This is a genomic window from Flavobacterium macacae (genome assembly GCF_003865365.1).
Classification (GTDB): Bacteria; Bacteroidota; Bacteroidia; order Flavobacteriales; family Flavobacteriaceae; genus Flavobacterium; species Flavobacterium macacae.
Genome location: NZ_RQVR01000006.1, coordinates 133656 through 158385, shown reverse-complemented (window position 1 = coordinate 158385; position 24730 = coordinate 133656). Strand labels below are relative to the sequence as shown.

General features: G+C 33.7%; 25 protein-coding genes. 20 read left to right on the top strand and 5 right to left on the bottom strand.

The window, feature by feature from the left end:
• Positions 1–3: 3 nt before the first annotated feature.
• Positions 4–762 (bottom strand): lipopolysaccharide kinase InaA family protein, encoded by a 759-nt coding sequence (locus EG849_RS07195; protein WP_125012397.1) that lies wholly within the window; start codon positions 760–762, stop codon positions 4–6.
• A 111-nt stretch (positions 763–873) separates the two neighbouring features.
• On the opposite strand from EG849_RS07195, the gene EG849_RS07190 reads away from it, so the two are divergent.
• From EG849_RS07190 to EG849_RS07150, 9 genes are all read left to right on the top strand, one after another.
• A complete protein-coding gene (locus EG849_RS07190) occupies positions 874–1725 on the top strand; it encodes a glycosyltransferase (protein ID WP_125012396.1) in 852 nt (283 codons plus the stop codon).
• An 18-nt stretch (positions 1726–1743) separates the two neighbouring features.
• Positions 1744–2694, top strand: coding sequence for a hypothetical protein (locus EG849_RS07185; protein ID WP_125012395.1), 951 nt, complete (start codon positions 1744–1746; stop codon positions 2692–2694).
• A 25-nt stretch (positions 2695–2719) separates the two neighbouring features.
• The gene (locus EG849_RS07180; RefSeq protein WP_125012394.1) at positions 2720–3856 is read left to right on the top strand and encodes a hypothetical protein; all 1137 of its coding nucleotides are present in this window, start codon (positions 2720–2722) and stop codon (positions 3854–3856) included.
• Positions 3857–3874: 18 nt separating this feature from the next.
• Positions 3875–4948, top strand: a complete 1074-nt coding sequence (locus EG849_RS07175) for a DegT/DnrJ/EryC1/StrS family aminotransferase (RefSeq protein WP_125012393.1) — start codon at positions 3875–3877, stop codon at positions 4946–4948.
• The gene (locus EG849_RS07170; protein ID WP_125012392.1) at positions 4945–5574 is read left to right on the top strand and encodes an acetyltransferase; all 630 of its coding nucleotides are present in this window, start codon (positions 4945–4947) and stop codon (positions 5572–5574) included. Before EG849_RS07175 ends, EG849_RS07170 begins: the two co-directional genes overlap by 4 nt.
• Positions 5571–6131 carry an L-threonylcarbamoyladenylate synthase gene (locus tag EG849_RS07165; RefSeq protein WP_125012391.1) on the top strand — a complete coding sequence of 187 codons (561 nt, stop codon included), beginning with the start codon at positions 5571–5573 and terminating at the stop codon, positions 6129–6131. The genes EG849_RS07170 and EG849_RS07165 overlap by 4 nt, the downstream gene beginning before the upstream one ends.
• Before the next feature lie 125 nt (positions 6132–6256).
• Positions 6257–7672: a CCA tRNA nucleotidyltransferase gene (locus EG849_RS07160; RefSeq protein WP_125012390.1), complete on the top strand. Its 1416-nt coding sequence runs from the start codon at positions 6257–6259 to the stop codon at positions 7670–7672.
• A 67-nt stretch (positions 7673–7739) separates the two neighbouring features.
• The gene (locus EG849_RS07155; RefSeq protein WP_125012389.1) at positions 7740–8771 is read left to right on the top strand and encodes a COX15/CtaA family protein; all 1032 of its coding nucleotides are present in this window, start codon (positions 7740–7742) and stop codon (positions 8769–8771) included.
• Between the two features lie 80 nt (positions 8772–8851).
• Positions 8852–9034 carry a CsbD family protein gene (locus EG849_RS07150; protein ID WP_125012388.1) on the top strand — a complete coding sequence of 61 codons (183 nt, stop codon included), beginning with the start codon at positions 8852–8854 and terminating at the stop codon, positions 9032–9034.
• A 162-nt stretch (positions 9035–9196) separates the two neighbouring features.
• Here the strand turns inward: EG849_RS07150 and EG849_RS07145 are convergent, their stop codons facing one another.
• Genes EG849_RS07145 through EG849_RS07130 form a run of 4 tightly spaced genes read right to left on the bottom strand, consistent with a single transcriptional unit; the run spans position 9197 to position 12001 of the window.
• The gene (locus tag EG849_RS07145) at positions 9197–9952 is read right to left on the bottom strand and encodes a LytR/AlgR family response regulator transcription factor (protein WP_125012387.1); all 756 of its coding nucleotides are present in this window, start codon (positions 9950–9952) and stop codon (positions 9197–9199) included.
• 43 nt (positions 9953–9995) lie between these two features.
• Positions 9996–10313, bottom strand: coding sequence for a 2TM domain-containing protein (locus EG849_RS07140; RefSeq protein WP_125012386.1), 318 nt, complete (start codon positions 10311–10313; stop codon positions 9996–9998).
• A gap of 12 nt (positions 10314–10325) precedes the next feature.
• Positions 10326–10658 carry a 2TM domain-containing protein gene (locus EG849_RS07135; RefSeq protein WP_233581756.1) on the bottom strand — a complete coding sequence of 111 codons (333 nt, stop codon included), beginning with the start codon at positions 10656–10658 and terminating at the stop codon, positions 10326–10328.
• A complete protein-coding gene (locus tag EG849_RS07130) occupies positions 10649–12001 on the bottom strand; it encodes a 2TM domain-containing protein (RefSeq protein WP_125012385.1) in 1353 nt (450 codons plus the stop codon). Before EG849_RS07130 ends, EG849_RS07135 begins: the two co-directional genes overlap by 10 nt.
• A 337-nt stretch (positions 12002–12338) precedes the next feature.
• Here EG849_RS07130 and EG849_RS07125 point away from each other — a divergent pair, with 337 nt between their 5' ends.
• The 11 genes from EG849_RS07125 to EG849_RS07080 all read left to right on the top strand — a co-directional run bounded on the left by EG849_RS07125 (position 12339) and on the right by EG849_RS07080 (position 24683).
• On the top strand, positions 12339–13514 hold the full coding sequence (locus EG849_RS07125; RefSeq protein WP_125012384.1) for an outer membrane beta-barrel protein: 1176 nt from the start codon (positions 12339–12341) through the stop codon (positions 13512–13514).
• A 269-nt stretch (positions 13515–13783) separates the two neighbouring features.
• Positions 13784–13942 carry a hypothetical protein gene (locus EG849_RS15705; protein ID WP_199732260.1) on the top strand — a complete coding sequence of 53 codons (159 nt, stop codon included), beginning with the start codon at positions 13784–13786 and terminating at the stop codon, positions 13940–13942.
• A 79-nt stretch (positions 13943–14021) separates the two neighbouring features.
• On the top strand, positions 14022–14396 hold the full coding sequence (locus EG849_RS07120) for a VOC family protein (RefSeq protein WP_125012383.1): 375 nt from the start codon (positions 14022–14024) through the stop codon (positions 14394–14396).
• Between the two features lie 32 nt (positions 14397–14428).
• Positions 14429–14818: an SMU1112c/YaeR family gloxylase I-like metalloprotein gene (gene gloA2 / locus EG849_RS07115; protein ID WP_125012382.1), complete on the top strand. Its 390-nt coding sequence runs from the start codon at positions 14429–14431 to the stop codon at positions 14816–14818.
• Between the two features lie 45 nt (positions 14819–14863).
• Positions 14864–15829 (top strand): lipid A deacylase LpxR family protein, encoded by a 966-nt coding sequence (locus EG849_RS07110; RefSeq protein WP_125012381.1) that lies wholly within the window; start codon positions 14864–14866, stop codon positions 15827–15829.
• 165 nt (positions 15830–15994) lie between these two features.
• Complete coding sequence (locus EG849_RS07105) at positions 15995–16531, top strand: IS1096 element passenger TnpR family protein (protein WP_125012380.1); 537 nt, start codon at positions 15995–15997, stop codon at positions 16529–16531.
• 91 nt (positions 16532–16622) lie between these two features.
• A complete protein-coding gene (locus tag EG849_RS07100; protein ID WP_125012379.1) occupies positions 16623–17681 on the top strand; it encodes a nucleoid-associated protein in 1059 nt (352 codons plus the stop codon).
• A 122-nt stretch (positions 17682–17803) separates the two neighbouring features.
• Positions 17804–18700, top strand: a complete 897-nt coding sequence (locus EG849_RS07095) for an ABC transporter ATP-binding protein (RefSeq protein WP_125012378.1) — start codon at positions 17804–17806, stop codon at positions 18698–18700.
• Between the two features lie 37 nt (positions 18701–18737).
• Positions 18738–19553: an ABC transporter permease gene (locus tag EG849_RS07090; protein ID WP_125012377.1), complete on the top strand. Its 816-nt coding sequence runs from the start codon at positions 18738–18740 to the stop codon at positions 19551–19553.
• Between the two features lie 22 nt (positions 19554–19575).
• On the top strand, positions 19576–21876 hold the full coding sequence (locus EG849_RS07085) for a choice-of-anchor L domain-containing protein (protein WP_158611927.1): 2301 nt from the start codon (positions 19576–19578) through the stop codon (positions 21874–21876).
• Positions 21877–21908: 32 nt separating this feature from the next.
• Positions 21909–24683, top strand: a complete 2775-nt coding sequence (locus tag EG849_RS07080; protein ID WP_125012375.1) for a T9SS type B sorting domain-containing protein — start codon at positions 21909–21911, stop codon at positions 24681–24683.
• The last annotated feature ends 47 nt before the right edge of the window (positions 24684–24730 follow it).

Below are 24730 nucleotides of genomic sequence, written 5' to 3'. Positions count from 1 at the left end.
TTTTTATTTCCAGAACTTTAATTGTTTTTTAATGCGTTTCTTACGATAAAAACGATCCCTAAAAGCCTCGGTTTCAGTAATCATCATTTTTAAAACTTCTTCATAAGATTTGCCATAAAGTTTGGCGTATTCATCACTCATCACTTCTACCAAATCACGATTTGGCGTGAGTTTCGAGAGGTTTTTAATGCGTTGTTCCAAAGTCATCGACTTGTGAAATTGCATTCTATTTAAATCAACCAAGAAAAAATCATATTCGCCATCCGCACGTTTTTTTATCAAAGTATTTCCAGGAGTGTGATCTAAAAATTCAATTCCGTTTTCGTGTAAATTATACGAAAACTGAATGAATTGGCGTAAAATTTTATTGTGATCTGGATAGTTTAAATCGGTTGTTAATTCTCTGAAAGTTAAATCAGCATTCAATTGTTCGCTGACATAATAACTGTCATACAAAACGCCTTTAAAATTTTCAAAGTAAGCAATTGGTTGTGGCGTTCCAATTCCTTTTTCAATAAGAAGTGTTGCAAATTCATAAGAACGGCGCGCCTTTGAATGTCTAAAAAAAGTGTAAGCCACTTTGTTTATAATATTCGGAATCTTAAAAGATTTTATGTTAGCGGTAATTCCGTCGAGCTCAAAAAGTTTGATTTTATTACGTTTTCCGTTTACAAATTCGATACCATTTGCCTCAAAGTTTGCAATACAATCTTTTATCGCATCTTTTTGTTTCAGGAAATTCTGATGATAAACTTCGTGCATTTAGTAATTTCTTATATTGTTGACAAAAGTAACGATTTGAATTTTAGAGTTCAAATAATTAAATTAAATTTACACAAAAATTTGCGAAGCCATAAATTAGAAATTCCTTAAATGTTTAAACACTATCTTATTACAAGATTTAATCTCAAAAATCCTGAATGGGATGTTACTAAAAATAACGAAACATTGCTGACGGATGAATGGATGGAAGACAGAATGTGGCTCTTTGAGAACTTTTGTTTCCCGTCTGTAGTGGCACAATCGAACACCAATTTTACTTGGCTTCTATTTTTTGACACTTCGACTCCGGATCGTTTTAAAGTACAAATTGAAAATTTAATTGCTAGAAAAGAAAACATTAAGGCCTTTTTTATCAATGGAATGCCTGCGTTTTATCCTGAGATTCAAAATTATATTAGAAAAGATTCTGAGGAAAAAAAATATTTGATTACTTCACGAATTGATAATGACGATTGCATCCATAAAAATTTTATAACCGAAGTTCAAAACAAATTTAATTCACAAGAATACCAAGCTGTTGACGTCATTAAAGGATATTCTTTACAAGTCAAACCGCAATATATTTTAGGAAAAAAAGAACATATTTTCAATCCGTTTATTAGTTTGATTGAAAAGAATGAAAACCCAAAAACAGTGTGGTTTAATGATCATACACTTTGGAAAAAGGAAACAAGAATTACCCAAATTACAGACAAACGTCTTTGGATGTCCATTATTCACGAAAAAAATAAAGTGAATGAATTTGACGGATATGATAATGTAAAATGGTCTTCTATAAATAATGATTTTATAGTTTCTGAAAAACTGAATCAGCTTATTGAAAAAGAAATTATACCTTATAAAAACTGGTTATTTTTAAGCTTAAAAAACCGACTTTATGTAAAAATGGTCTTATTTAGCAAAAAGTTAAAAAAAGCAATTGGGCTTTATAAAATAAAATAGTTTTTATAAATTGTATAAATGAGAATAACACTTGTGAGTTTTGACAATTGGGGATTGAATGAAGGTATTGCAACGGTTTTGAAGCAAGAAGGACATACTGTGAATCATATTGACTTTAATAGTTTTGTGTACAAATACCCAAATCCGCTTTATAAAATATATAACTTTGTTCTTAAATTTTTTTTTAAAAAGAATATCAAGAACATTTATTATGGCAAGGAAATCATAAATCGCTTAAAGCAAATTGGCGAAAAGCAAGATTTTATTCTCACCATAAAAGGTGATTTTATTGATAAAAAATATCTAAAAGAACTTAAAAATCACACAACAAAATCTATTGGCTTTTTCAATGATAGCGCGACACGTTGTCCTAAAATTAATAAAGTAGCTTCCTCTTTTGATCAAGGCTTTTCTTTTGAAAAAGACGATTGTAAAAAATTAAATTTAAAATTTGCTTCCAACTGGATTTATAAAGAAAGCAGGAATTCAGAACAAACATTTGATTATCAGGTTTTTAATATTAGTTCAAAAGACAAAAGGCTTCCGGTAATTTCAAAAATTGTTTCTGAATTAAAATCGAAAGGCATTAAATACAAAATTATGGTTTTAGATAAAAATCATAATTCAACCGAAAATGATATTGAATTTTTCTCCAAAAAAATATCGTTGAACGAAATTTCAAAATACATTGAAAAATCAAAAGCGCTTTTAGATGTGAACCGTGAAGGTCAACTGGGATTGACTTTCAGGATTTTTGAAAGCATTGGTTTAGAAAAAAAATTGATTACAACCAATCCAGATATTGTGAATTATGATTTTTATAATCCTAATAACATATTGGTGATTGACGAAGAAAATCCTGTTATTCCGGTTTCATTTTTTGAAAGCGATTATGAAAAACTTCCAGAAGAAATTTATAAAAAATATACCATTAAAGGCTGGATTGAAAATGTCTTAGCTATCAAATAAATTAATTCCCATAAAAAACATATTTATGTCTATTAAAAAGGATAGCCAAAAATTCGCGCATCAAATCAAAAGTTTTATTTTTCAAGGACAGCACAAATCCTTCAAGAAAAAGTACTTTAACGAACATTATTCTGAAACAAAAAAACTAATTTTATTTTTTGTTCCCGCCGGAACAGATCGAATTAACGGCGGTATTTTGTCTATTTGTACGATTTCAAACGTCATAAAAGACTTGAAAGAAATTCACGGATGCGATGTTGTAGCGAGTTTTTTACCCGTAAAAAGCGAAACCGATTTTAAATATCGAAAGTTTTCTAATGACATGATTATTTATACTTTTAAAGAAATTGAAAAGTATTTTAATCATCTTGATTTTGCTGAAATTCACATTCCAGATGTGATGATTTCGGCTTTCAATAAAGAAAACAAAAAGATGAAACCTTTTTTTAGATGGACTGAAAAAATTAAAGAGGTAAAAATAAATCTTTTAAATCAGAATGATCTTTTTATACCTGAAATAGAGAAGATCAACAAAGTGAAAGAAGTGTTTCCAAACACAACAATGACAATGGCTCACAAAAAATATGCAACCATTGAAAAGCGAAATCAATACGGGGTTCCGTTGCACCTTTTTTCAGCTTGGTTAAGCCCAACTCCTTATAAAAAAAGAACTTTTGAAGAAAAAGAGAATTTGATCATTTATTCTCCCGATAAAATTCAATGGGTTCCAAATTCAAGTACTTTAACAAAAGAAGAAATTCTCTCTAATTTAAAATCAAAACTACCTCACTACAAGTTTGTTGAAATTAAGGATATGAATTATGACACTTATAGAGATTATGCTTCAAGAGCAAAATTTGTCATTACATTTGGAGAAGGCCTTGACGGATATTTAATAGAAACTATTTTTTCTGGAGGTATTTCTTTCGCAGTTTATAACGAAATTTTCTTTACAAAAGACTTTGAAAATTTACCGTCATTATATACTTCTTTTGACCAATTGAACCAAAAAATCGCAGCGGATATCAATCGATATGACAATGCTAAAAGTTATAAAGAATATCAGGATCAATTAGATATAATCGTTAATAAAATGTACAGTTTTGATATGCTTAAAAATAATATAAAACAGTATTATTTACATAACTTTGACTTTAAATAAAATCAACATTATCTTAAAATGATAAACGTAACACAAACATTCCTTCCTCCTCAAAAAGAATACAATGACTTGGTCAAAAGAGCTTGGGATAAATTGTGGCTCACCAACAGAGGTGAATTGACGCTAGAATTAGAAAGCAAGCTTAAAGAAAAATTAAGCATTGAAAAAATAATAATTACCAATAACGGAACAATTCCAATTCAAATCGCCTTAAAACTTTTGGGCAAAGAAGGAGAAATTATCACCACTCCTTTTTCTTATGTTGCCACAACTTCTGCTATCGTTTGGGAAAAATGCACACCAGTTTTTGTTGATATCCATCCCGAATATTTAACGATTGATGAAACAAAAATTGAAGCAGCGATAACACCAAACACTACGGCTATTTTAGCAACGCACGTTTTTGGAAATCCGTGCCACATTGAAGCTATTGAAGCTATTGCTGCAAAACACAATTTAAAAGTGATTTATGATGCAGCGCATTCCTTTGGAGTTGAATATAATAATGAATCGATTTTTAATTTCGGGGATGTAAGTACGTGTAGTTTTCATGCCACAAAATTATTTCACACCGGAGAAGGTGGCGCTATGTTTTGTAAAGACGAAGCTCTTTTTCATAAATTATATTACAGCCATAATTTTGGACACAACGGACCACTTGATTTTCACGGATTGGGAATCAATGCCAAAATCTCCGAGCTACAGTCTGCTTTAGGGTTAGCCGTTTTGCCATATATGGATACTATTGTTTCTGAACGTAAAAAAGTAGTTGATTTTTATGCCAAAAATTTAGATTTCTCAACGATCAAAGCTTTAAAAATTCGACAAAACACAAAGTGGAATTACAGTTATTATCCAATTGTTTTGGAAACGGAAGAACTTTTATTGAAAGTACAAAAAGCTTTAAATGAAGTACAGATTTTTCCGAGAAGATATTTCTATCCTTCCTTAAATACCGTGAATTTCATAAAAAATACTGAAATGCCAATTTCTGAATCCATTTCAAAAAGAATTCTGTGTCTTCCGCTATATGTAGGTTTAAAAAAGGAGGATTTAGAAAAGATCACAAAAATTATAAATCAAAATCTATGATTATAATTGGAGCAAAAGGTCACGCAAAAGAGATTTTTGATATCGTAAATATTGAAAATCAACAATCATTTTACTTTTTTGACAATGTGAGCACAGATCTTGACGACACCTTATTATCTCATCCAATTTTAAAAGATTTAGACCAAGCAAAGACTATTCTACAAAAAGATCCTAATTTTATTTTAGCACTTGGAGGTGTTTTCAACCGCCAAAAAGTCTATGAACTTTTTTTAGAAATAAATGGAAATCCAGTTTCTGCCATTGCTCAAAATGCGGTTGTCAGCAAAAGTGTCATTTTAGGAAACGCTTTAAACATAATGCCTTTCACCTTTATTTCGGCTTCCACTTCTATCGGAAATGGTTGTTTGATCAATTCTTTTGCAAGCATTCACCACGATTGTATTCTTGAAGAATTTGTGGAAGTTTCACCCGGAGCAAGAGTTTTAGGGAATTGCAAAATAGGAGCATTTACTACAATTGGAGCTAACGCTACGGTTTTACCAAAATTAAAAATCGGCAAAAATGTAACTATCGGAGCTGGTGCTGTTGTGACTAAAGATGTAGAAGACAATGCCGTTATCATCGGTGTTCCGGGAAAAATAATTAAATACAATAAACCGCTATGAACGAAGAAATCCACAACGCCTTTGAGGTAATAAAAAACGGAGGAATCATACTCTACCCGACCGAAACAGTTTGGGGAATCGGCTGTGATGCCACAAATCCTGAAGCGGTTGCAAAAATTTATGCCTTAAAAAAACGCGAAGAATCAAAATCGATGATTGCCTTGATGAACGGCGAAAAGATGATGTACAATGTTTTCAAGGAAATTCCTGAAGTGGCTTGGCAAATTTTAGATTTATCAGAAAAACCAACAACCTTGATTTTGGACAATCCTCGAAATGTGGCTCCAAATTTAATCGCTCCAGATAAAACATTAGGTATCAGGATCATCAAAGAGCCATTTGCTTTTAAATTATTAGAGCGAATGAAAAAACCGCTCGTTTCGACTTCTGCAAATGTTTCTGGAGCACCAACTCCAACGAATTTTAAAGAAATTAGCCAAGAGATTATAAAAGGTGTCGACTATGTCGTAAATTTGCCGAACGAAAAAATGACAGGGAAACCATCTGCAATTATCAAATTATCCAATGATAACCAAGTAAAGATTATCAGAAAGTAGATTGAGTTGGCAGTATTTAGTTTTTAGTTTGCAGTTTATACTTTGAACAAAAATTAAAATAGTTTTCAGTATACAGTTTTTAGTTTGCAGTTTAAACTCCAGACTTTAAACTTTAAACTAAAATAATGAACTACAAAGAAGCACTTAATAATAAAATTTTTCAAGTAATCTCGGAAGCATCCGCATCGCTTAACGTCGAAAGTTATGTGATTGGCGGATTTGTTCGAGATTTGCTTTTGAAAAGAGATTTCAAAAAAGATATCGACATTGTTGCCGTTGGAAGTGGCATTGAACTGGCTTTAAAAGTGTCCGAAATGCTTCCGAAGAAACCAAAAGTGCAGGTTTTCAAAACGTATGGAACAGCCATGTTGCGTTTTGAAGATACTGAAATTGAGTTTGTCGGGGCACGAAAAGAGTCGTATCAGTTGGAAAGCAGAAATCCAGTTGTAGAAAACGGAACGCTTGAAGACGACCAAAATCGTCGTGATTTCACCATCAATGCTTTGGCACTTTCATTAAACGAAAAGAACTTCGGAGACTTGATTGATCCTTTTGACGGATTGCAAGCTTTGGAATCAAAAACCCTAAAAACGCCGTTAGATCCAGATATTACTTTTTCGGATGACCCGCTACGAATGATGCGCGGTATTCGTTTTGCTTCACAATTGAATTTTGAAATTGAAGCCGAATCTTTGCAGGCGATCGAACGAAATAAAGAACGGATCAAGATTATTTCAGGCGAAAGAATTGTGGATGAATTGAACAAAATTTTGATGACAGAAAAACCTTCTGTCGGATTTTTATTGTTGCACAAAACCGGACTTCTGCATCTAATTCTTCCCGAGTTGACCGATTTGCAAGGTGTAGATGAATCGGAAGGGCAAACACACAAAGATAATTTTTACCATACCCTGGAAGTGGTAGATAATATTGCTCCGAACACTGATGACGTCTGGCTTCGCTGGTCGGCATTGCTTCACGATATCGGTAAAGCGCCGACAAAACGCCACCACAAAAAGAACGGGTGGTCTTTCCACGGACACGAATTTGTGGGCGGAAAAATGGTCAAAAAACTTTTTGAAAGATTACACATGCCATTGAACCACAAGATGAAATATGTTTCAAAAATGGTAATGATGAGCTCGCGCCCGATTGTCTTGTCTCAAGATATGGTGACTGACTCTGCGGTTAGGCGATTGGTTTTTGACGCTGGCGAAGACATCGAAGATTTGATGATTTTGTGTGAGGCTGATATCACGACTAAAAATCCAAATAAGTTCAAAAAATACCATAATAATTTTAAAATTGTGCGCCAAAAAATTGTGGAAGTGGAAGAACGCGACCACGTGAGGCAATTTCAACCGCCGATTTCAGGAGAAGAAATTATGGCAACTTTTAATCTAAAACCGGGACGTGAAATTGGCGTTTTGAAAGAAGCTATTAAAGAAGCTATTTTAGAAGGTGAAATCCCGAATGAATATCAGCCGGCTTATGAATTTATGCTAAAAAGAGCAGAGAAGTTGGGTTTGAAAAAAGTTTAAAAACCTAATTCATCCTTTATTCTAAATTAAATTAAAGCAAAAATTTGCATCTTGAAACTTACAAAAAATGAAAAAATATTTCCCCTCAATTACAAAAACGGCACTAATTTTAGTTTATCTAGTTATCGTCGCTGGCGCGGTTGTCAGAATGTCTGGCTCTGGAATGGGCTGTCCTGATTGGCCCAAATGTTTTGGATATTATATTCCGCCAACCGATATTTCAGAATTGACTTGGTCACAAAATCACGATTTTGAAAAAGGCCAGGTAATTATTCGCGGTGAAAAACTTTTAATAGCCAAAGATAATTTTAATTCAGGTGAAAACTTTGATGAAAATCATTGGACCGTTTACACCAAACACGATTATGCCACTTTTAATCCAACGCATACTTGGGTAGAATACATCAACCGATTGTTTGGCGCTGTTGCTGGTTTGGCGTGTTTGGCAATGGCAATCGCTTCAATTTCTTATTGGAAACAAAATAAAAAAGTCACCTTGCTTTCTTGGCTTGTCGTTTTTATGATGGGCTTTCAGGCCTGGCTGGGCGCGACCGTAGTTTTTTCGGTTTTAAATCCTGTAAAAATCACGGTTCATATGGTCATGGCTTTGGTAATTGTTGCCGTCATTTTATACATTTTGCATTTGGCAAAACCAAAAGCCAATCCGCTTTTAAAATTCGATAAAGTGTTTGACAGCGTTTTGATTATCTCTTTGATTTTGACTTTGACTCAAGTCATTTTAGGAACTCAAGTGCGCCAATATGTGGACGAACAGGTAAAAATTGTGGGTTATGACGGAATGGCAAAAATATTGGAAGATCCGATTATTGGGTTTTATTTCCACAGAACTTTTTCATTTGTAGTGCTGGCAATTAACGTCATTTTAATTGTTCGAAATAGAAAATTCCAACTGGGTTTCAAAAAAATCAACTGGGTTTTATGGCTTTTGGCGATCGAAATCTTATCTGGAATTTCGATGTATTGGTATAGTTTCCCTTTTGGATCGCAATCCATTCACTTGGTGGTGGCTTCCCTTTTATTCGGAGCGCAGTTTTATTTAATTTTAGAAAGCAAACAGGCAGAAAAACGAATTTTGTAACTAATTCCTAAAATGCTGTAACACAATTTGCTTTTGATTAAGGTAACTTTACAATACTATTAATCATAAAAATAATTGTCATGCCGAATTCAAAAGAAATTAAAGGAAACTGGAATGAGTTTAAAGGAAAATTAAAGCAAAAATATGCTGATTTGACTGACGACGATTTATTATACGAAGAAGGAAAAGAAGATGAAATGTGGGGAAAATTGCAACAAAAATTGGGTAAAACCGAAAAAGAAATTAAATCACTTTTTGACTAAATAAAAACTGAATCCATCTTTTTTGAACCTTTCAACCGAAATTAATTTTTTACGTAATTAAATCCTGTTGAAAAACTTAAATCAAAATGCATTCATTTTAAAACTGTTTCATAAGCATGATCAACTTGATCGCTTTTGAAACAGTTTTTTTTATCCTCTATTTTAGGCTATCCACGTCTTAAAATCGCTGACTCTTTCACGGCTCACGATTACTTCTTCTTCTTTGTAAGTAGGCAAAATCACTTTCAACCGTGAATTGCTGTACACCACAATGTCTTTGATCGCTTTCATCTGAATAATGAATTTTCGGCTTATCCGAAAGAAATCTTTGGGATCTAATTCGGTTTCTAATTGTTCCAAAGTTCCTTCTAAAAGATAGGTTCTGTTTTCTAAAGTATGAAGGTAAGTGCCCTTATTTTCGCTGTAAAAACATTCTACTTCATCAATAGCTACCATCTTTAAATGCTGTCCGGTTTTGATTGCAAAACGTTTTTTATACGTCTTGACATCAGGATTGGCAAGCATTCTTTTAATGGTTTCAAAATCTAAAGAAATAGGTTCTGGTTTTGGCTGGCGTTCTTTGAATTTATTTACAGCAACTTCCAAATCGTCTTCATCAATTGGTTTCAAAAGATAATCGATGCTGTTCAACTTAAAAGCTCGCAACGCATATTCGTCATACGCAGTCGTGAAAATAATGGCGCTTTTTATTTCGACGGCATCAAAAATTTCAAAAGAAAGTCCGTCTGACAATTGAATGTCAAGAAATATCAAATCAGGATGCGAATTATTTCGGAACCAATGAATCGCTTCTTCCACCGAATGCAAAAGCGTGGTGATTTGAAAACCTAATTTTTCTACTTTTCGCTGTAATAATCGGGCAGACGGTTTTTCGTCTTCAATGATAATGATGGTCATTTTGGCTGTAAGGTTTAAGGTTTAAGGTTTTAAAATTCGTAATTTATTCCCATTTAGAGCCTTTTTCTTTTTCCATAATTTCTTTGATCTTCTTTTCTTCCCAATCATTTCCAAGAAAAAAACCAGGCCCGAAAACACCCAAAGCGTGAAATACCAATCCAAATCCCCAAAAGAAAGCCGTTGAAAATGTGCTAAACGTGAAGAATTTTTCTCCAGGATCATGGTTTATATAACTTAAAGTAATCAAAAAAAGATTGACTAAAATATAAACTAAAAAATGTTTGTAAAAGCCTGAAATTGATTTGACGCGTTTTTTCGCTCTTCCAAATTTCTGTCTTTCGATTTCGGTGAGATTTTCCATTTTTATTAAATTTTATGATTGTTTGAGTTTCTCTTGTTTTTGTTTTTCTTCGTCCATGAATTGTTTTAATTTTCGTTCTTCCCAATCTTTTGAAAAAAGCGGATTAAACTGAAATGTTTCCATCGCGTGTGCAAAAAGTCCGAATCCCCATCCTAACATTGAAAACCAAAACCACTGAAATTGGGGAACATAAGTTAGATTTACGAAAATCAAAATCGGAATCACAATGCAATAACACATCAAATTAATATAAAACCCCCTGATGTTTTTAGCCTTCTTTTTGGCTTTTTCATACTTCATTTTATCGGTCATAAAATCTTCCATAATTGCTGTATTTATTTCCATTTGTCTGATTTATCTTTGTCCATCAACTCTTGAATTTTCTTCTCTTCCCAATTGCTTCCCAAGAATGGCATATAATTGAAGACCGACATTCCGTGAATCGCCACACCAATTCCCCACCCGATTGCTGGATAAAAAAACCATAAATACTTTGGATACGTAACTAAATTTAAGATTGCCAATCCAGAAATTATGATGATATACATCGTCAAATTGCCATAAAATGCTTTTAAATCTTCGACCTTCTTTTGAGCTTTCAAATAAATATTGTGCTCGTTGCTATAATTTGTTTCCATAATTGAAATTTGTTTTGTGAGCATCGGGATTTCTACCCTAAAATGCTGTTCTGTTTGTTCAACCCTAACTTTTCTATTGGTGATAATTGAATATCTGTCCACTATATTTTGAAGCCCTACTCCTTTTCTATCTTGTAAAACTTCCTTCTTTTGATAATCATTTTCGATAACCAAATAATCGCCTTTTTCATAAATTCTGATATGCAAAGGCTTGCTTTCACTGGAAATATTATGCTTTACTGTATTTTCTAAAAGCAATTGCAATGATAACGGAACCACTTTTGCTTCAGGATTTGTGGTTTCTTTAACTTCATAAGAAACGCTGTTTTCAAATCGCATTTTCAAAAGATTCATATAGGTTTTCGCAAACGACAATTCCTCTTCGACACTCACCAATTCTTTGTCCTTTTGTTCCAAAACATAACGATAAACCTTTGATAACGAAGACGTAAATCGTTGCGCATTATCTGGATTTTCTTCAATCAAAGACGAAAGAACGTTTAAACTATTGAACAAAAAATGCGGATCAATTTGATTTTTAAGGCTTTCAAATTTGGCTGAAGCCGTTCCTGCAATAATTTTCTGTTCTTTGACTTTGTTTTCTTGCGCTTTTTTATAGAAGTAAATGGTGTGGAAAACCAACAAAACGATTAACGTAATCACTGAAGATATCACATAATTTTTGCTGTTTTCTTCTTGTAAAAATGTTGCAAAACTTCCGTTCTCTAGCACTACATTTATAAAAAGACGAATAAGAAATATTCCGAAAATGGTTAAAAAAGCGCTTCCTAAAACTCCAATGACAATTCTAAATCTCTTAAATTTATTCCAAACTACATTATGATTCAAATAGTCAAAAAAGGTATTATTGATAAGGGTTAAAGTGATTCCATAAATACAGTAATATCCAATTTCAATGATCAGGTTTCTATTTAATATGATTTTTCTCCCTAAGATAATTTCTAAGGTAATAACAACACAAGCAATGATTAAACTTATGGCAAAACCTCTTAAAAATAATTTTATAAAATAGGTACTGGTTTTTTGCATTTTTTCCTGATTGTTGAAATTGTTATCCTTCTTAAAACCTTGCATTTTATTCAGCAATGTCTTTGGAAATCTTTAAATTCGGAATTTCAATTACTTTTTCTTTACACAAATATAAGTGTAAAGAAAATAAAACCGAGGCTACGATAATTTTTGTCATAATTTCTAATTTTTAATGGATTGTTTTAACTGATTGTTTTTTGATTGATGATTAATTCTTGAACAAATTTCTACCATAAATCGAATTAATAAAAAAGCGTTTGACTGAACTGTTGATTTTTTGGGATGAATTGCAAATCAGAATTAAAAATAGTAGTTTAGCTTACATTTAACTGAATTTATGATGAAAAAACTTATAATGGCTCTCTTGCTACTTTCCTGTAGTTTCTCTTTTGCACAAATTAATTTTGAACCTGGATATCTAATTGAGAATAACGGAACAAAAAAAGAAGTTTTAATCAAAAATATTGCTTGGAAAAATAATCCGACAGAATTTGAATTTAAAGAAACGACAGCAGACAAGTCTGAAAAAATAGAAATGGAATCTGTAAAAGAATTTAGCGTTAACAGTTACAAGTTTGTAAGATTCACCATCAACATTGATTTTTCAAAAACAAATGCCAACGAATTAAGTGAAAGTGCAAATCCCGAATGGAAAAGTGTCACAGTTTTTCTGAAACTTTTGGTCGAAGGAGAATTAAATCTTTACCAATATGAAAACGGAAATTTGATTCGTTACTTTATCAGTTCTGGAGCACACCAAGATGCAGCGCAATTGATTTACCGCCAATATAATGAAAATGCAAACCAAATTAAAACCGATTATAGTTTTAGGAATCAACTTTACACTGCCATGAAATCTGCTGCTTTTAACGCAGACGATTTTAGAAAAATAAACTATAAAAAAGAAGATTTGACCGCAATTTTTGTAAAATACAATCAGTTAAAAACGGAGATTTTTACAGACCATACCAAACAACAAAATAAAAGCAGTTTGCATTTAAAAGCTCTGGTTGGCGTAAATAGTACTTCTATTGATTTCGAAAATATTTCAAACCGTGCCACTTTTGAATTTGATACAAAAGCAACTTTAAAATTTGGTCTTGAATTAGAAGCGATTTTACCTTTCAATAATAACAAGTGGTCTTTATTCTTGCAGCCCAATTTTCAAACTTTTAAATCAGAAGGAAAAAGATTAAATGTTAAAACTGAAATTGATTATAAATTTATTGAGATTCCCATTGGTGTGCGCCATTATTTTTTCCTGAGCGACAAATCAAAATTATCTTTAGATGCAGGATATTCACTTTCTTTTGCAATGGATTCGCATATGAAATATGGTACTTCAGAAACACCTTTAAAAAAATCAAGCAATTATTTTGCGGGTATCGGTTTTGATTATAAATCTTATGGAATTGAAGCTCGATATGGTTTTGACAGAGGATTAACGAAAAACGCAGCTTTTTTTGGTAACCATACAACTATAGGAATCGCTTTAAAATATAAGTTCTTGTAATCTGAAACCTTTAAAAATAGCTTTAAACAAGAAATTTTACTTTTTTAGATAGAAATAATTCCATCATCTATTTTTTTAAAACTTATTTCCGAATAAGGGCATCTATAATTTAAAATGGCTTCAAAAACGATATATGTGCTTTAGTATTTTAATTTACAATAAAAAAACTTACTTCAATTTTATTTCTTATAATTCCATTTTTCAGCTTTGCACAAATTAATTTTAAAGAAGGTTAATATATAAGAAATAATAATCAAAAGACAGATTACATGATACGTAATTTAGATTGGCAAAATAATACTACATTCCTTGAATATAAAGAAAGTGTTAATTCTGAGTCAAGTGATATTTTAAGGCTCCTTTCAAAAGAGAAAGCTCCAGTTTTCAATACTGAAACATTATTTTTGAATTTAAAACAACATCCCTAACAGCATCCTATAATTTTTTGTAAAAAAAGATAATTTGGAGATTTAAAAGATGTAACTTTAATAAAAAAAGTTGCATCTTATGAAAATTCCAGCACAATATCTTCCGGTGATGCCTTATTTGATTTTAAATAAGGTAGATGATTTTATTGATTTTGCAAAAGCAATTTTTAATGCAACAGAGCAATTAATTGTTCCAAGAGAAGATAAATCGATAATGCACGGCGAAATTAAAATTGGTGATGCCGTTCTAATGATTGCGCAATCCACCGAACATTGGCATCAAAAAAACGCTGGAATGTTTATTTTTGTGGAAGATGTGGATGCAGTTTATCGTCTTGCCATCCAAAAAGGTTCTAAAAGCATGCAAGAACCAGGTCTGCAAGATTATGGCTATACCGCAGGTTTTGAAGATCCTTTTGGAAACCAATGGTGGATCAATCAAGCTTTAGCTTAACATTTTAAGCAAACCAAACCTTTTTTCACACAATGCTTCACATCAGTAAAATACATCACATTGCCATAATTTGCGCTAACTATGAGGTTTCAAAACATTTTTACACCAAAATTTTAGGCTTTGAAATTGTCGCAGAAACGTATCGGGAAGAACGTGATTCTTATAAATTAGACCTTGCCGTAAACGGAATTTATGCCATTGAATTATTCTCGTTTCCCAATCCGCCGAAGCGAATTTCTCGTCCAGAAGCTTCGGGTTTGCGCCATTTGGCATTTGAAGTGGATGATATTTCGGCAACTGAAAAATACTTAAAAAAGAACAATCTCAATCCAGAACCAATTCGAATTGATGAATTTACAGGCAAGAAATTTACTTTTATCGCTGATCCTGATGATCTGCCCATTGAGTTTTATGAAGCTTGATTAAAATTATAAAAACCAAAAATGAATTTCTTCGTAAATAGAATTATGAAGAAATTTTTTATTTTTATCCAAGCTACTTTCTTGGTTTGTACACTCCATCTATCTGCCCAAAAGATTGATAATGCGGCTTCGTTTCGTGATGTCAAAAGCGACCATTATTTTCGATTTCACTATGACAATGATTATTTCACGGGAACCGATCAATTTTATACCCAAGGCTACGCATTTGAATTGACTTCGCCTGCTTTTAAAAAAAATCCGGTCAATTTTCTTTTCGTAAAACTGAAAAATAGTTCAGAAAAAAACGGACTTTCTTTAGAACATATCGGCTTTACGCCAACCACAATTAAATCGAATGAAATTTTATATGGGAACCGTCCTTTTGCAGCTTCGATTTTTTTGAAAAGTTTTAAAATTGAAAGTGATACGATTAATAATATCAGAATTGCTTCTTCTTTAAGCCTCGGAATTATTGGCCCTGGCGCTTTTGGTTATGAAATGCAGAAAGGAATTCATGAATGGATTGGCGATGAAATTCCGATGGGCTGGCAACACCAAATCAGAAATGATGTGGTCATTAATTATGAAGTATCACACGAAAAACAGCTTTTTCGCTGGAAAGATTATTTTGCCTTAAATTTAAATATTACAGCAAGATTGGGAACTTTAAACACCAATGCTTCCGTGGGAATGACAGCTACTTTGGGGTTGATCAATTCTCCTTTCACCTCGGTTTACGATAAAAACAAATTTCAGATTTATCTTTATTCACAGCCTTTGGCAAACTTTATAGGTTATGACGCATCGTTGCAGGGTGGCCTTTTTAACCGTTCATGTCGGTACACAATTCCAGATTCTCATATCGAAAGAATTACACTTCAAAATAATTTTGGGATTGTAATGCAATGGAAATCGCTTTTCTTAGAATACAACCGTATTTTTTTGACAAGAGAATTTGAAACCAGCAAATCCCACAAATGGGGCGGTTTCAGGGTTGGCTTTAAGTTGTGAAAATCGCAAAATCGTAGAGTAAAATTTTAGATTAGTTGCAAAGATTTTAAATTTTAATCTGTGAATCTCCGATTTATTTTTTTTCTCTACAAAAAATTCCGAGAAAGCAAAATCTAATAATCAGAATTTAAATTTTACCTTTGTACTTTCAAAAAAATAAAAAAGATGATTTATAAATTCAGAGCGATTCTTGATGCCGAAGAAGATGTTTTCAGAGATATCGCAATAGATGAAAATGATACTTTAGAAGACTTGCACAACGCCATTATCAATGCCTTTGGCTTTGACGGCATGGAAGTGGCTTCGTTTTACACCAGCGATGAAACGTGGAACCAAGAAGAAGAAATTCCGATGTTTGACACCGGAGACATTCCTGGCGAGCAAAAAACAATGGCTGATTATGTCATCAATTCTATTTTGGATGATGAAAACACCAAAATTATTTATGTTTATGACTTCATCCACATGTGGACTTTCTTGGTAGAATTGGCTGCGATTGAAGAACATGAACCGGGGCAAACTTATCCACAAGTTTTGTTTTCTATTGGCGAACTTCCGGCTGAAGCTCCAGACAAAGATTTCAGCGATACTGCAGGAAATGACTTTGATTTCGACGAAGATGACTATGACGAAGACGATTTAGATATGCTTGACGGAGGTGATAATTTTGAAGATTACGGCTTCGAAGAAAACTGGAATTAAAACTTATCAACATAAAATTTTTGAACCAAGAAAGAAACCTATTTTTGTTTTCTTTCTTGGTTCTTTTATCTAATAAAACTAACAATACTATATGATCAATTTATTCAACACCCACATCGAAACTTTGTCTGTTCACAGAGTTGGGAATAAAAGCCGTAACGAGGCCTATTTTTTATCAGATTCAAAATATGGCTTGAATGATGAAATTATGCCCCTTTTAAAAGAATTTTTCTTTAAATCTTTCCGTGAGAAAGAAGAAAATTATTACCAGTTTGCACACGATGTTGATTTAGATTATAACGAAATGTACAAGTTTGCGTCAGAAGTTTTTGAAAACCCTGACCGTGCGCACGAGATTTCAAAAAATATTACAAAACACTTGTTTGAGCAGTCCAATCATCCGCATATCAAAAACGGAGAAGTGTATGTGACCTACTTGACAAATTTGAGCATTGATAATAATGTGGTAGATGCCATTGGCGTTTTTAAAAGTGAATTGCAGTCTGATTTCTTGCAATTTGAAGAAAAAGACAGTAATCTTGAAATGATCTTGCAACAAGGAATCAACTTGAATAAATTAGACAAAGGTTGTATTATCTTCAACTATAAAAAAGAAGAAGGCTATAAAATCTTGACTGTTGACAGCAACCGATATGATGCAAGATATTGGTTAGAGCATTTTCTTTCTGTTGATGCTTTTCAAGATGAGAATTTTATCACTAAGAAATATTTGAAATTCTGCCAAGACTTTGCAAAAGACGTAGTGCTTCCGGCAGAAGATAAAAAAGAAGAAGTAATGTTTATGAACCGTGCGGTAAATCATTTTGCAAAAAATGATGAATTCGTGGAGCAAAATTTCTTGAACGAAGTAATTGACAATCCTGATTTGATGTCAGAATTTAAAAATTACAAAGTGGACAAAGGCGAAAAATACAGCATTGAAGACGTAACTACCTTCCCGATTGCAAATGCGGCGGTTTCTGATGCCCGAAAGAAAATTAAAAATGTAATCAACCTTGACACAAACATTCAAATCAAATTGGATTTTATCAATCCAGAAAGTGCTGAAAAATTTGTAGAAAAAGGCTGGGACGAAGAAAAACAGATGTATTATTATTTGGTTTACTTCAATAAAGAGCAGAAATCTTAAGTTTAGAAATTATATATCAATCCTCAATTGCAACCGCAATTGGGGATTTTTTATTTTTAGCAAATTTTCAGTAACAAAACTATCTTTGGTTCGTCCTATTTACAAACCAAACCTCAACAACCTTGGAAACAATACTTAAAATTGAAAATCTTTATAAAAATTATGGTGCCGTAAAAGCCGTAAAAAATGTTTCTCTTGAAATCAAAAAGGGAAATGTGTACGGAATTTTAGGCCCGAACGGAAGCGGAAAATCAACCACGCTGGGAATCGTCTTAAATGTTGTCAACAAAACCTCTGGCGAATACAGCTGGTTTGGTGGCAAAATGGAAACGCACGAGGCTTTGAAAAAAGTGGGAGCGATTATCGAACGGCCCAATTTCTATCCGTATATGACTGCGGAACAAAACCTAAAATTGGTTTGCAAAATCAAAGGAACCAACTATGCTAAAATTCACGAAAAGCTAGAAATTGTTGGGCTTTTAGATCGAAAAAACAGCAAATTCAGAACATTTTCATTAGGAATGAAACAGCGTCTTGCCATTGCTTCTGCTCTTTTAAATGATCCAGAAATTTTGATTTTAGACGAACCCACAAACGGTCTAGATCCTCAAGGAATTCGCCAGATTCGCGACATCATCAATTTGATTGCTTCGCAGGGAACCACTATTTTATTGGCTTCGCACCTTTTAGATGAAGTTGAAAAAGTGTGTTCGCACGTATTGATTTTAAGAAAAGGAGAAATTTTATATTCGGGAGAAGTGGGTGGCATGAACTCAAAAGATGGCTTTTTTGAATTGATTTCTGATAATTTATCGGATTTGAAAGTGGCTTTAGAACAACATCCGGCAATTGAAAATACGTCAGAAGAAAACGGAAAAATAACCGCTTTTACAAATACAAATTTAGAAGCTTCTGAACTGAACCGATATCTTGCCTCGAAAAATATTTTCTTGAATCATTTGGTCAAACGCAAGCACAGCCTTGAAGAGCAATTTTTAGAATTGACAAAAAACAACTAATTCCTCATCCACTTTCTGTGATAAATTCAACCAGTTTATGAAACGATTACTCTCTATAGAATTACAAAAAATTTGGCAAAACAGAGCCAGTCGCGTCTTAACGCTGACTTATTTTATACTTTTATCTTCCATCGCGCTGATTTCGTCAATCAACTTTAAATTTGTCGGCGTTGACTTTAGATTGGCCGATATGGGCATTTACAATTTTCCTTTTATTTGGCATTTTAATACTTTCATTGCTTCTCAATTTAAGCTTTTTTTGGCGATAATAATTGTGTCGATGATGGCGAACGAATACAGCAACGGTACGCTAAAACAGAATTTAATTGATGGTTTGAACAAAAGGGAATTCATTATGTCAAAATTCCTGACGGTTGTTTTATTTGCATTAGCTTCTACGGCTTACCTTTTTATAATCACCTTGATTCTGGGTTACAGTTTTTCATCTTACAATGAAACTGAAATCGTTTTTATGGATTTAGAATATTTATTTGCCTACTTCTTAAAGTTAGTTGGCTTCTTTTCTTTCTGTTTGTTTCTCGGAATTTTAGTCAAACGGTCAGCTTTTGCTTTAGGCTTTTTATTCGTTTGGTTCATCTTTGAATTCGTTTTGATTTATATGGTGCGAATTCCGAAAACGATTTATGACTTTTTGCCGTTAGAATCCATGTATCGCTTGATCAGCCAACCTTTTACGCGATTCAAACTTTACCAAACGCTTGAAAGCCAAGTTTCTGGCGCAACACAAGTCAGAGACTATGAAGTTCACTTGTCAACAATATTAACTGTAATGGCTTGGATCGTTATTTTTATGTTAATGTCATATAAAATTCTGAAAAAACGAGATTTATAGTATCTTTGCCGATGCTATGAAGATGATTAAGACTCCCCTATTTATTTTGTTTTTCTTGTGTTTTTCGACCGCATTGAAAGCGCAATATATTCAAGTTACCGATACTTACAGTGCTCCACAATTCGTTGAAGATGTTTTAATTAACAGCAGTTGCGCCTCTGTTTCAAATATTTCGGTAACCGGATATAATTTTGACGATGGAAAAAAAAGCTACGGAAGATTTTCGGGAACAGGAACTACTTTTCCGTTTACAGATGGAATTATTTTAAGTACCGGAAAAGCAATTTCTGCAAAAGGCCCAAATTCAAGCACTTTGAGTGAAGGACCCAGCAGTTGGGCTGGAGATTCTGATTTAGAAAACGCGCTTTCCATTGGAAATTCGTCCGTAAATGCCACGGTCTTAGAATTTGATTTTATGCCCTTGGGTGATAAGATCAGTTTTAACTACATCTTTTCTTCAGAACAATATTTATCAAGTCCCAGTGCCAGCCAATGCAGTTATACTGACGGATTCGTGTTTTTATTGAAAGAAGCAAATACATCAAATGCCTACCAAAATTTAGCCGTTGTTCCAGGAACTGCTATTCCGATAAAATCCAATACTGTTCGCGGACCCGGAACAATCTGTCCTCCGGCAAACGCGCAGTATTTTGATGCTTTTAATGAATACCAGCATCCGACAAATTTTAACGGGCAAACCAAGGTTTTGAAAGCAGAATCTTCTGTTACGCCGGGAACGTTGTACCACATTAAATTGGTGGTTGCCGACCAAGGCAATAATTTATACGATTCTGCGATATTTTTAGGCGCTGGAAGTTTTAAAATCCAAAAAGATTTGGGTCCAGATCGATTGCTGGCAACTCAAAATCCGCTTTGCGAAGGAAGCACTTTAAACCTTGATGCAACGACGACAAACGCAATCAGCTATCAATGGCTTAAAAACAATGTAACAATTTCTGGCGCCACAAATGCTACTTACACGGTAACAGAAACAGGTGTTTATTCTGTTCAAATTGAACTTTCAGGAAGCTGTTTTTCAACCGGAGAAATCACGGTAGAATATTCTCCAAAACCAGCACAAATCAACACACAGCTTATTCAATGTGATGAAGACAATGATGGTTTGGCTTTCTTTAATCTTAGCCAAGCGACAAATACAATTACAGCAAACAACAATTCCCTGTATGCTTCTTATTTCTTGACATCAGAAAATGCTACAGACGACATTTCTGCAATCGCAAATAGTTCAAATTTTGAAAACACACAGTCCATTGTTTATGCACGGGTTGAAAATGATTTTGGCTGTTTTACCGTTTCAGAAATAACTTTGGCTATTTCAAATAACACAATTGCCAATCCCGCCAATTTAGAAACTTGCGATACCGATTCCAATCCTGCTGACGGAATTTCGACTTTTGATTTAGAAGAAACTGAAGCTGGCATTTTAGCCAACCTTACGGGAGGAAATGTGGTTTATTATACTTCGAACGCAGATGCTTTATCTGGGTTAAACCCAATTTTAAATCCTGCTTCTTTTCAAAATACTGTTGCTTACCAACAAACAATTTATGCCAAATTAAGCAGCGGCATCGAATGTTATGGAATTGCCGAATTTGATATTATCATAAATTCATTTCAAGGAAATTTTGCAGACGCACAGCGAAACCTTTGTGCAGGAAGTTCGATCCAATTAAATGCGGGTTCTGGATTTTCAAGTTATTCTTGGAATACAACTCCGGTTCAAAATTCCCAAATTATAACGGTTTCGACTGCTGGAACCTATATCGTGACCGTTTCCAATATATTTGGATGCACGACTACTAAAAAATTCATTGTTACTGCTTCAAGCATTGCAGAAGTGGCTTCGGTTTCTGTAAATGATTTTCAGGGAGGAAACAATTCAGCTACTATAAATTTGACACCTCAAAGCATCGGGAACTATGAGTATTCTTTAGACGGAACCAATTACCAGCTAAGTCCGACGTTTTCAAATCTTTCGCCTGGAGAATACACGGTTTATATCAACGAAGAAAATTGCGGCCAAATTGAATATGTTTTTTATGTAATGGATTACCCCAAATTTTTCACGCCAAATCAAGACGGCTTCAATGATATTTGGAGAATTCCTTTCCTTCAATTTCAGCCAAAAGCAACCGTTTCTATTTTTGACAGATATGGAAAATTAGTACATTTTTTCACAGGCAGCCAACCCGGTTGGGACGGAACTTTAAACGGTAAAAATCTTTTTTCAAGCGATTATTGGTTTGTTATCAAACTTGAAAATAGAAGAGAAATCAAAGGACACTTTTCACTTGTAAGATAATTGTATATCTTTGATTTTCAATTCCCCCGGTTATGAAATTCAAGTGGTTACTCTTCTTTATATTTCTTTCAATTAAATCTTTTTCGCAAGGAGAAGCTTCGAATTGGTTTTTTGGAAGCAAAGCAGGCATAAAATTCAATGCCGATAATACCATTACAGTTTTATCTACCAGTCCAAACCCTATTGCAATCAATACCAATGAAGGCTGCAGTTCATTTTCTGATTCTAGCGGAAACTTACTTTTGTATACAGACGGAAGAACGATTTGGGACAGAAATCACGTGATTATGCCTAACGGCAATTACACTACTGGAACTGGACTTTTTGGCGATCCTTCAAGTACGCAATCTGGGATTATAATTCCAAATCCTGTTAACCCCAATTTATATTATGTTTTTACGGTTGACGAACCTCATCAAGTAAATGCGACGGTGTATCCAAACCAATATACCGGAAATTATAACGAAGGAAACGGTGTCACTCAAACCATTCCTGATGCAGATGATGGGTTCAATAACGGATTGAATTATTCTGTCGTTGATATTTCGGTTATGGGTATTAATGGGAGTATTGGTGATGTAATTAATCGAAATACCCATTTGGTGACTTATGATCCAAACCCTTTTGGGGAAGAAATAAAATATAAAAGTTCTGAAAAAATTACAGCAGTTAAAACTCAAGATGGATTAGGTTATTGGGTTATCACACATTTTACAAATAAATTTTATGTTTTTAAAATTGATGGAAATGGCGTAAATCAGACTCCAGTAATTTCTCAAACGAATCCGTTAGTTCCAATTTCTGGCTATAGAAGAAATTCAATTGGACAATTGAAAGCATCTCCTGATGGAAAAAAAATTGCAATTGCACACAATCAAATTGGTACAGAATTAGGTGGTTCCAGCAATAACGGAGCTGTTTATTTGTATGATTTCAACAACCAAACGGGTGTTGTTAGCAACCCAATTTCTATTATGCAAAATGAAAACCCTTATGGAATTGAATTTTCTGCAGAAGTAAAAAAACTTTATGTATCGACAAGTGCTGCCATTATTCAATTTGATTTAGAAAGTAGCAATATCCCATTGTCATCCATTGGAATTTCTAGCCGCGCTAACGGTTCATTGCAATTAGGTCCTGATAAAAAAATATACAAAGCAAATATAAATACGTCAAATGACTCCACATTAGATGTCATCAATGATCCAGAACTGGAAGGATCACTGTGTAATTATCAGCCAGAAGGAGTTTCATTGGGATCAGGAGTTTCTAAATTCGGACTTCCTCCATTTATCACTTCCTTTTTTAGTTCCAATATTACCGCTCGAAATTTGTGTCTTGGAGATATAACCAATTTTGAAGTGAATGTAAACGGAAACATCGATACAGCAACTTGGGATTTTGGCGACGGAAGTCCTGCGGCGAGTTCAGTCTCTCCTAATCATACTTATACTGCAATCGGAAATTATAATGTGACAGTGACACTTGTGGTTGAAGGAACACCAATTACAAATTCAAAAAACATCACTATTTCTGCCTTACCAGATGCTTTTCCATCAAGCTTAACGCAATGTAGTCTTACTTCTGCGATGACTGATATTCCGTTTAATCTTTCTCAAGCAACTGATGTCATTAACGGTGGTAATTCAAACTTACTCGTCTCTTATTTTAAGTTGCAGTCTGATGTTAACAACAATATAAGTGAATTACCGACAAATTATTCAAACGTTACCAATCCTGAGCAGATTTTTGCCAAAGTTTTGAATCCATTGACTGGATGTTACACGTTGACAACACTTGAATTAATTGTAAATTCCTCAACGAATCCTGAAATTAGTATTCGAAAATGTGACGATTCTACAGAAGACGGTTTGACACAATTTCAATTGTCAGAAGTTTTGATCACAGGAATTTCGGCAACAGCAACAACTACTTATTTTACGAGTTTAAACGATGCTTTTTTAGAGCAAAATCCCATAAACGTTTCGTTTACAAATACCATTGCCAATACACAAACCGTTTTTGCAAGAGTCGAAGAAAATAACGAATGCCAAGGAATTTATTCTATAAAACTAACGGTTGATAAATTACCCCAAATTGAATTACAAGACACCAAATATATCTGTACCAACCGTCCCACGCAGTTTATTACTTTGACCGCTGGTTTGTTGCAAGTAAATGCTGCAAACTTCACGTATGACTGGTCAACAGGGCAAACAACCGCGACAATTCAGGTGAACCTGCCTGGAAATTATACGGTGAAAGTAACCAGTCCATTTGGTTGTGAAAAAACAAGAACAATCAGCGTCTTGCCATCAAATGATGCGACGATTCAAAATGTCGTTATTCACGATTTAGTGGCTAACAATACGGTTACCGTTGTGCTTGATTCCTCAAGTATCGGCGATTACTTGTACAGTCTTGACAGTCCGAACGGTCCTTTTCAAGAGTCAAATCATTTTGAAAATGTGGAAGCAGGATTCCATACCATTTATGTTTACAGCACAAAAGGTTGCGGAACGACGCAGGAAGAAATCTCGGTTCTTGAAATTCCAAAATTCTTTACGCCAAACCAGGACGGCGTGAATGACACTTGGAATATTATTGGAATGAATGCTTCTTTTTATGCCAATTCAAAGATTTATATTTTCGACCGTTTCGGGAAATTATTGGCAGATGTGGATCCCAAATCTCCAGGCTGGAATGGTGTTTACAACGGATATAATTTGCCTTCGACCGATTATTGGTACTTGGTTACTTTAGAAAACGGAAGAACTGATCGAGGCCACTTTAGTTTGGTTCGCTAAATTTTTATTATTCTTTTTCTGAAATTAAGATTTGGCTAAAATTTTGG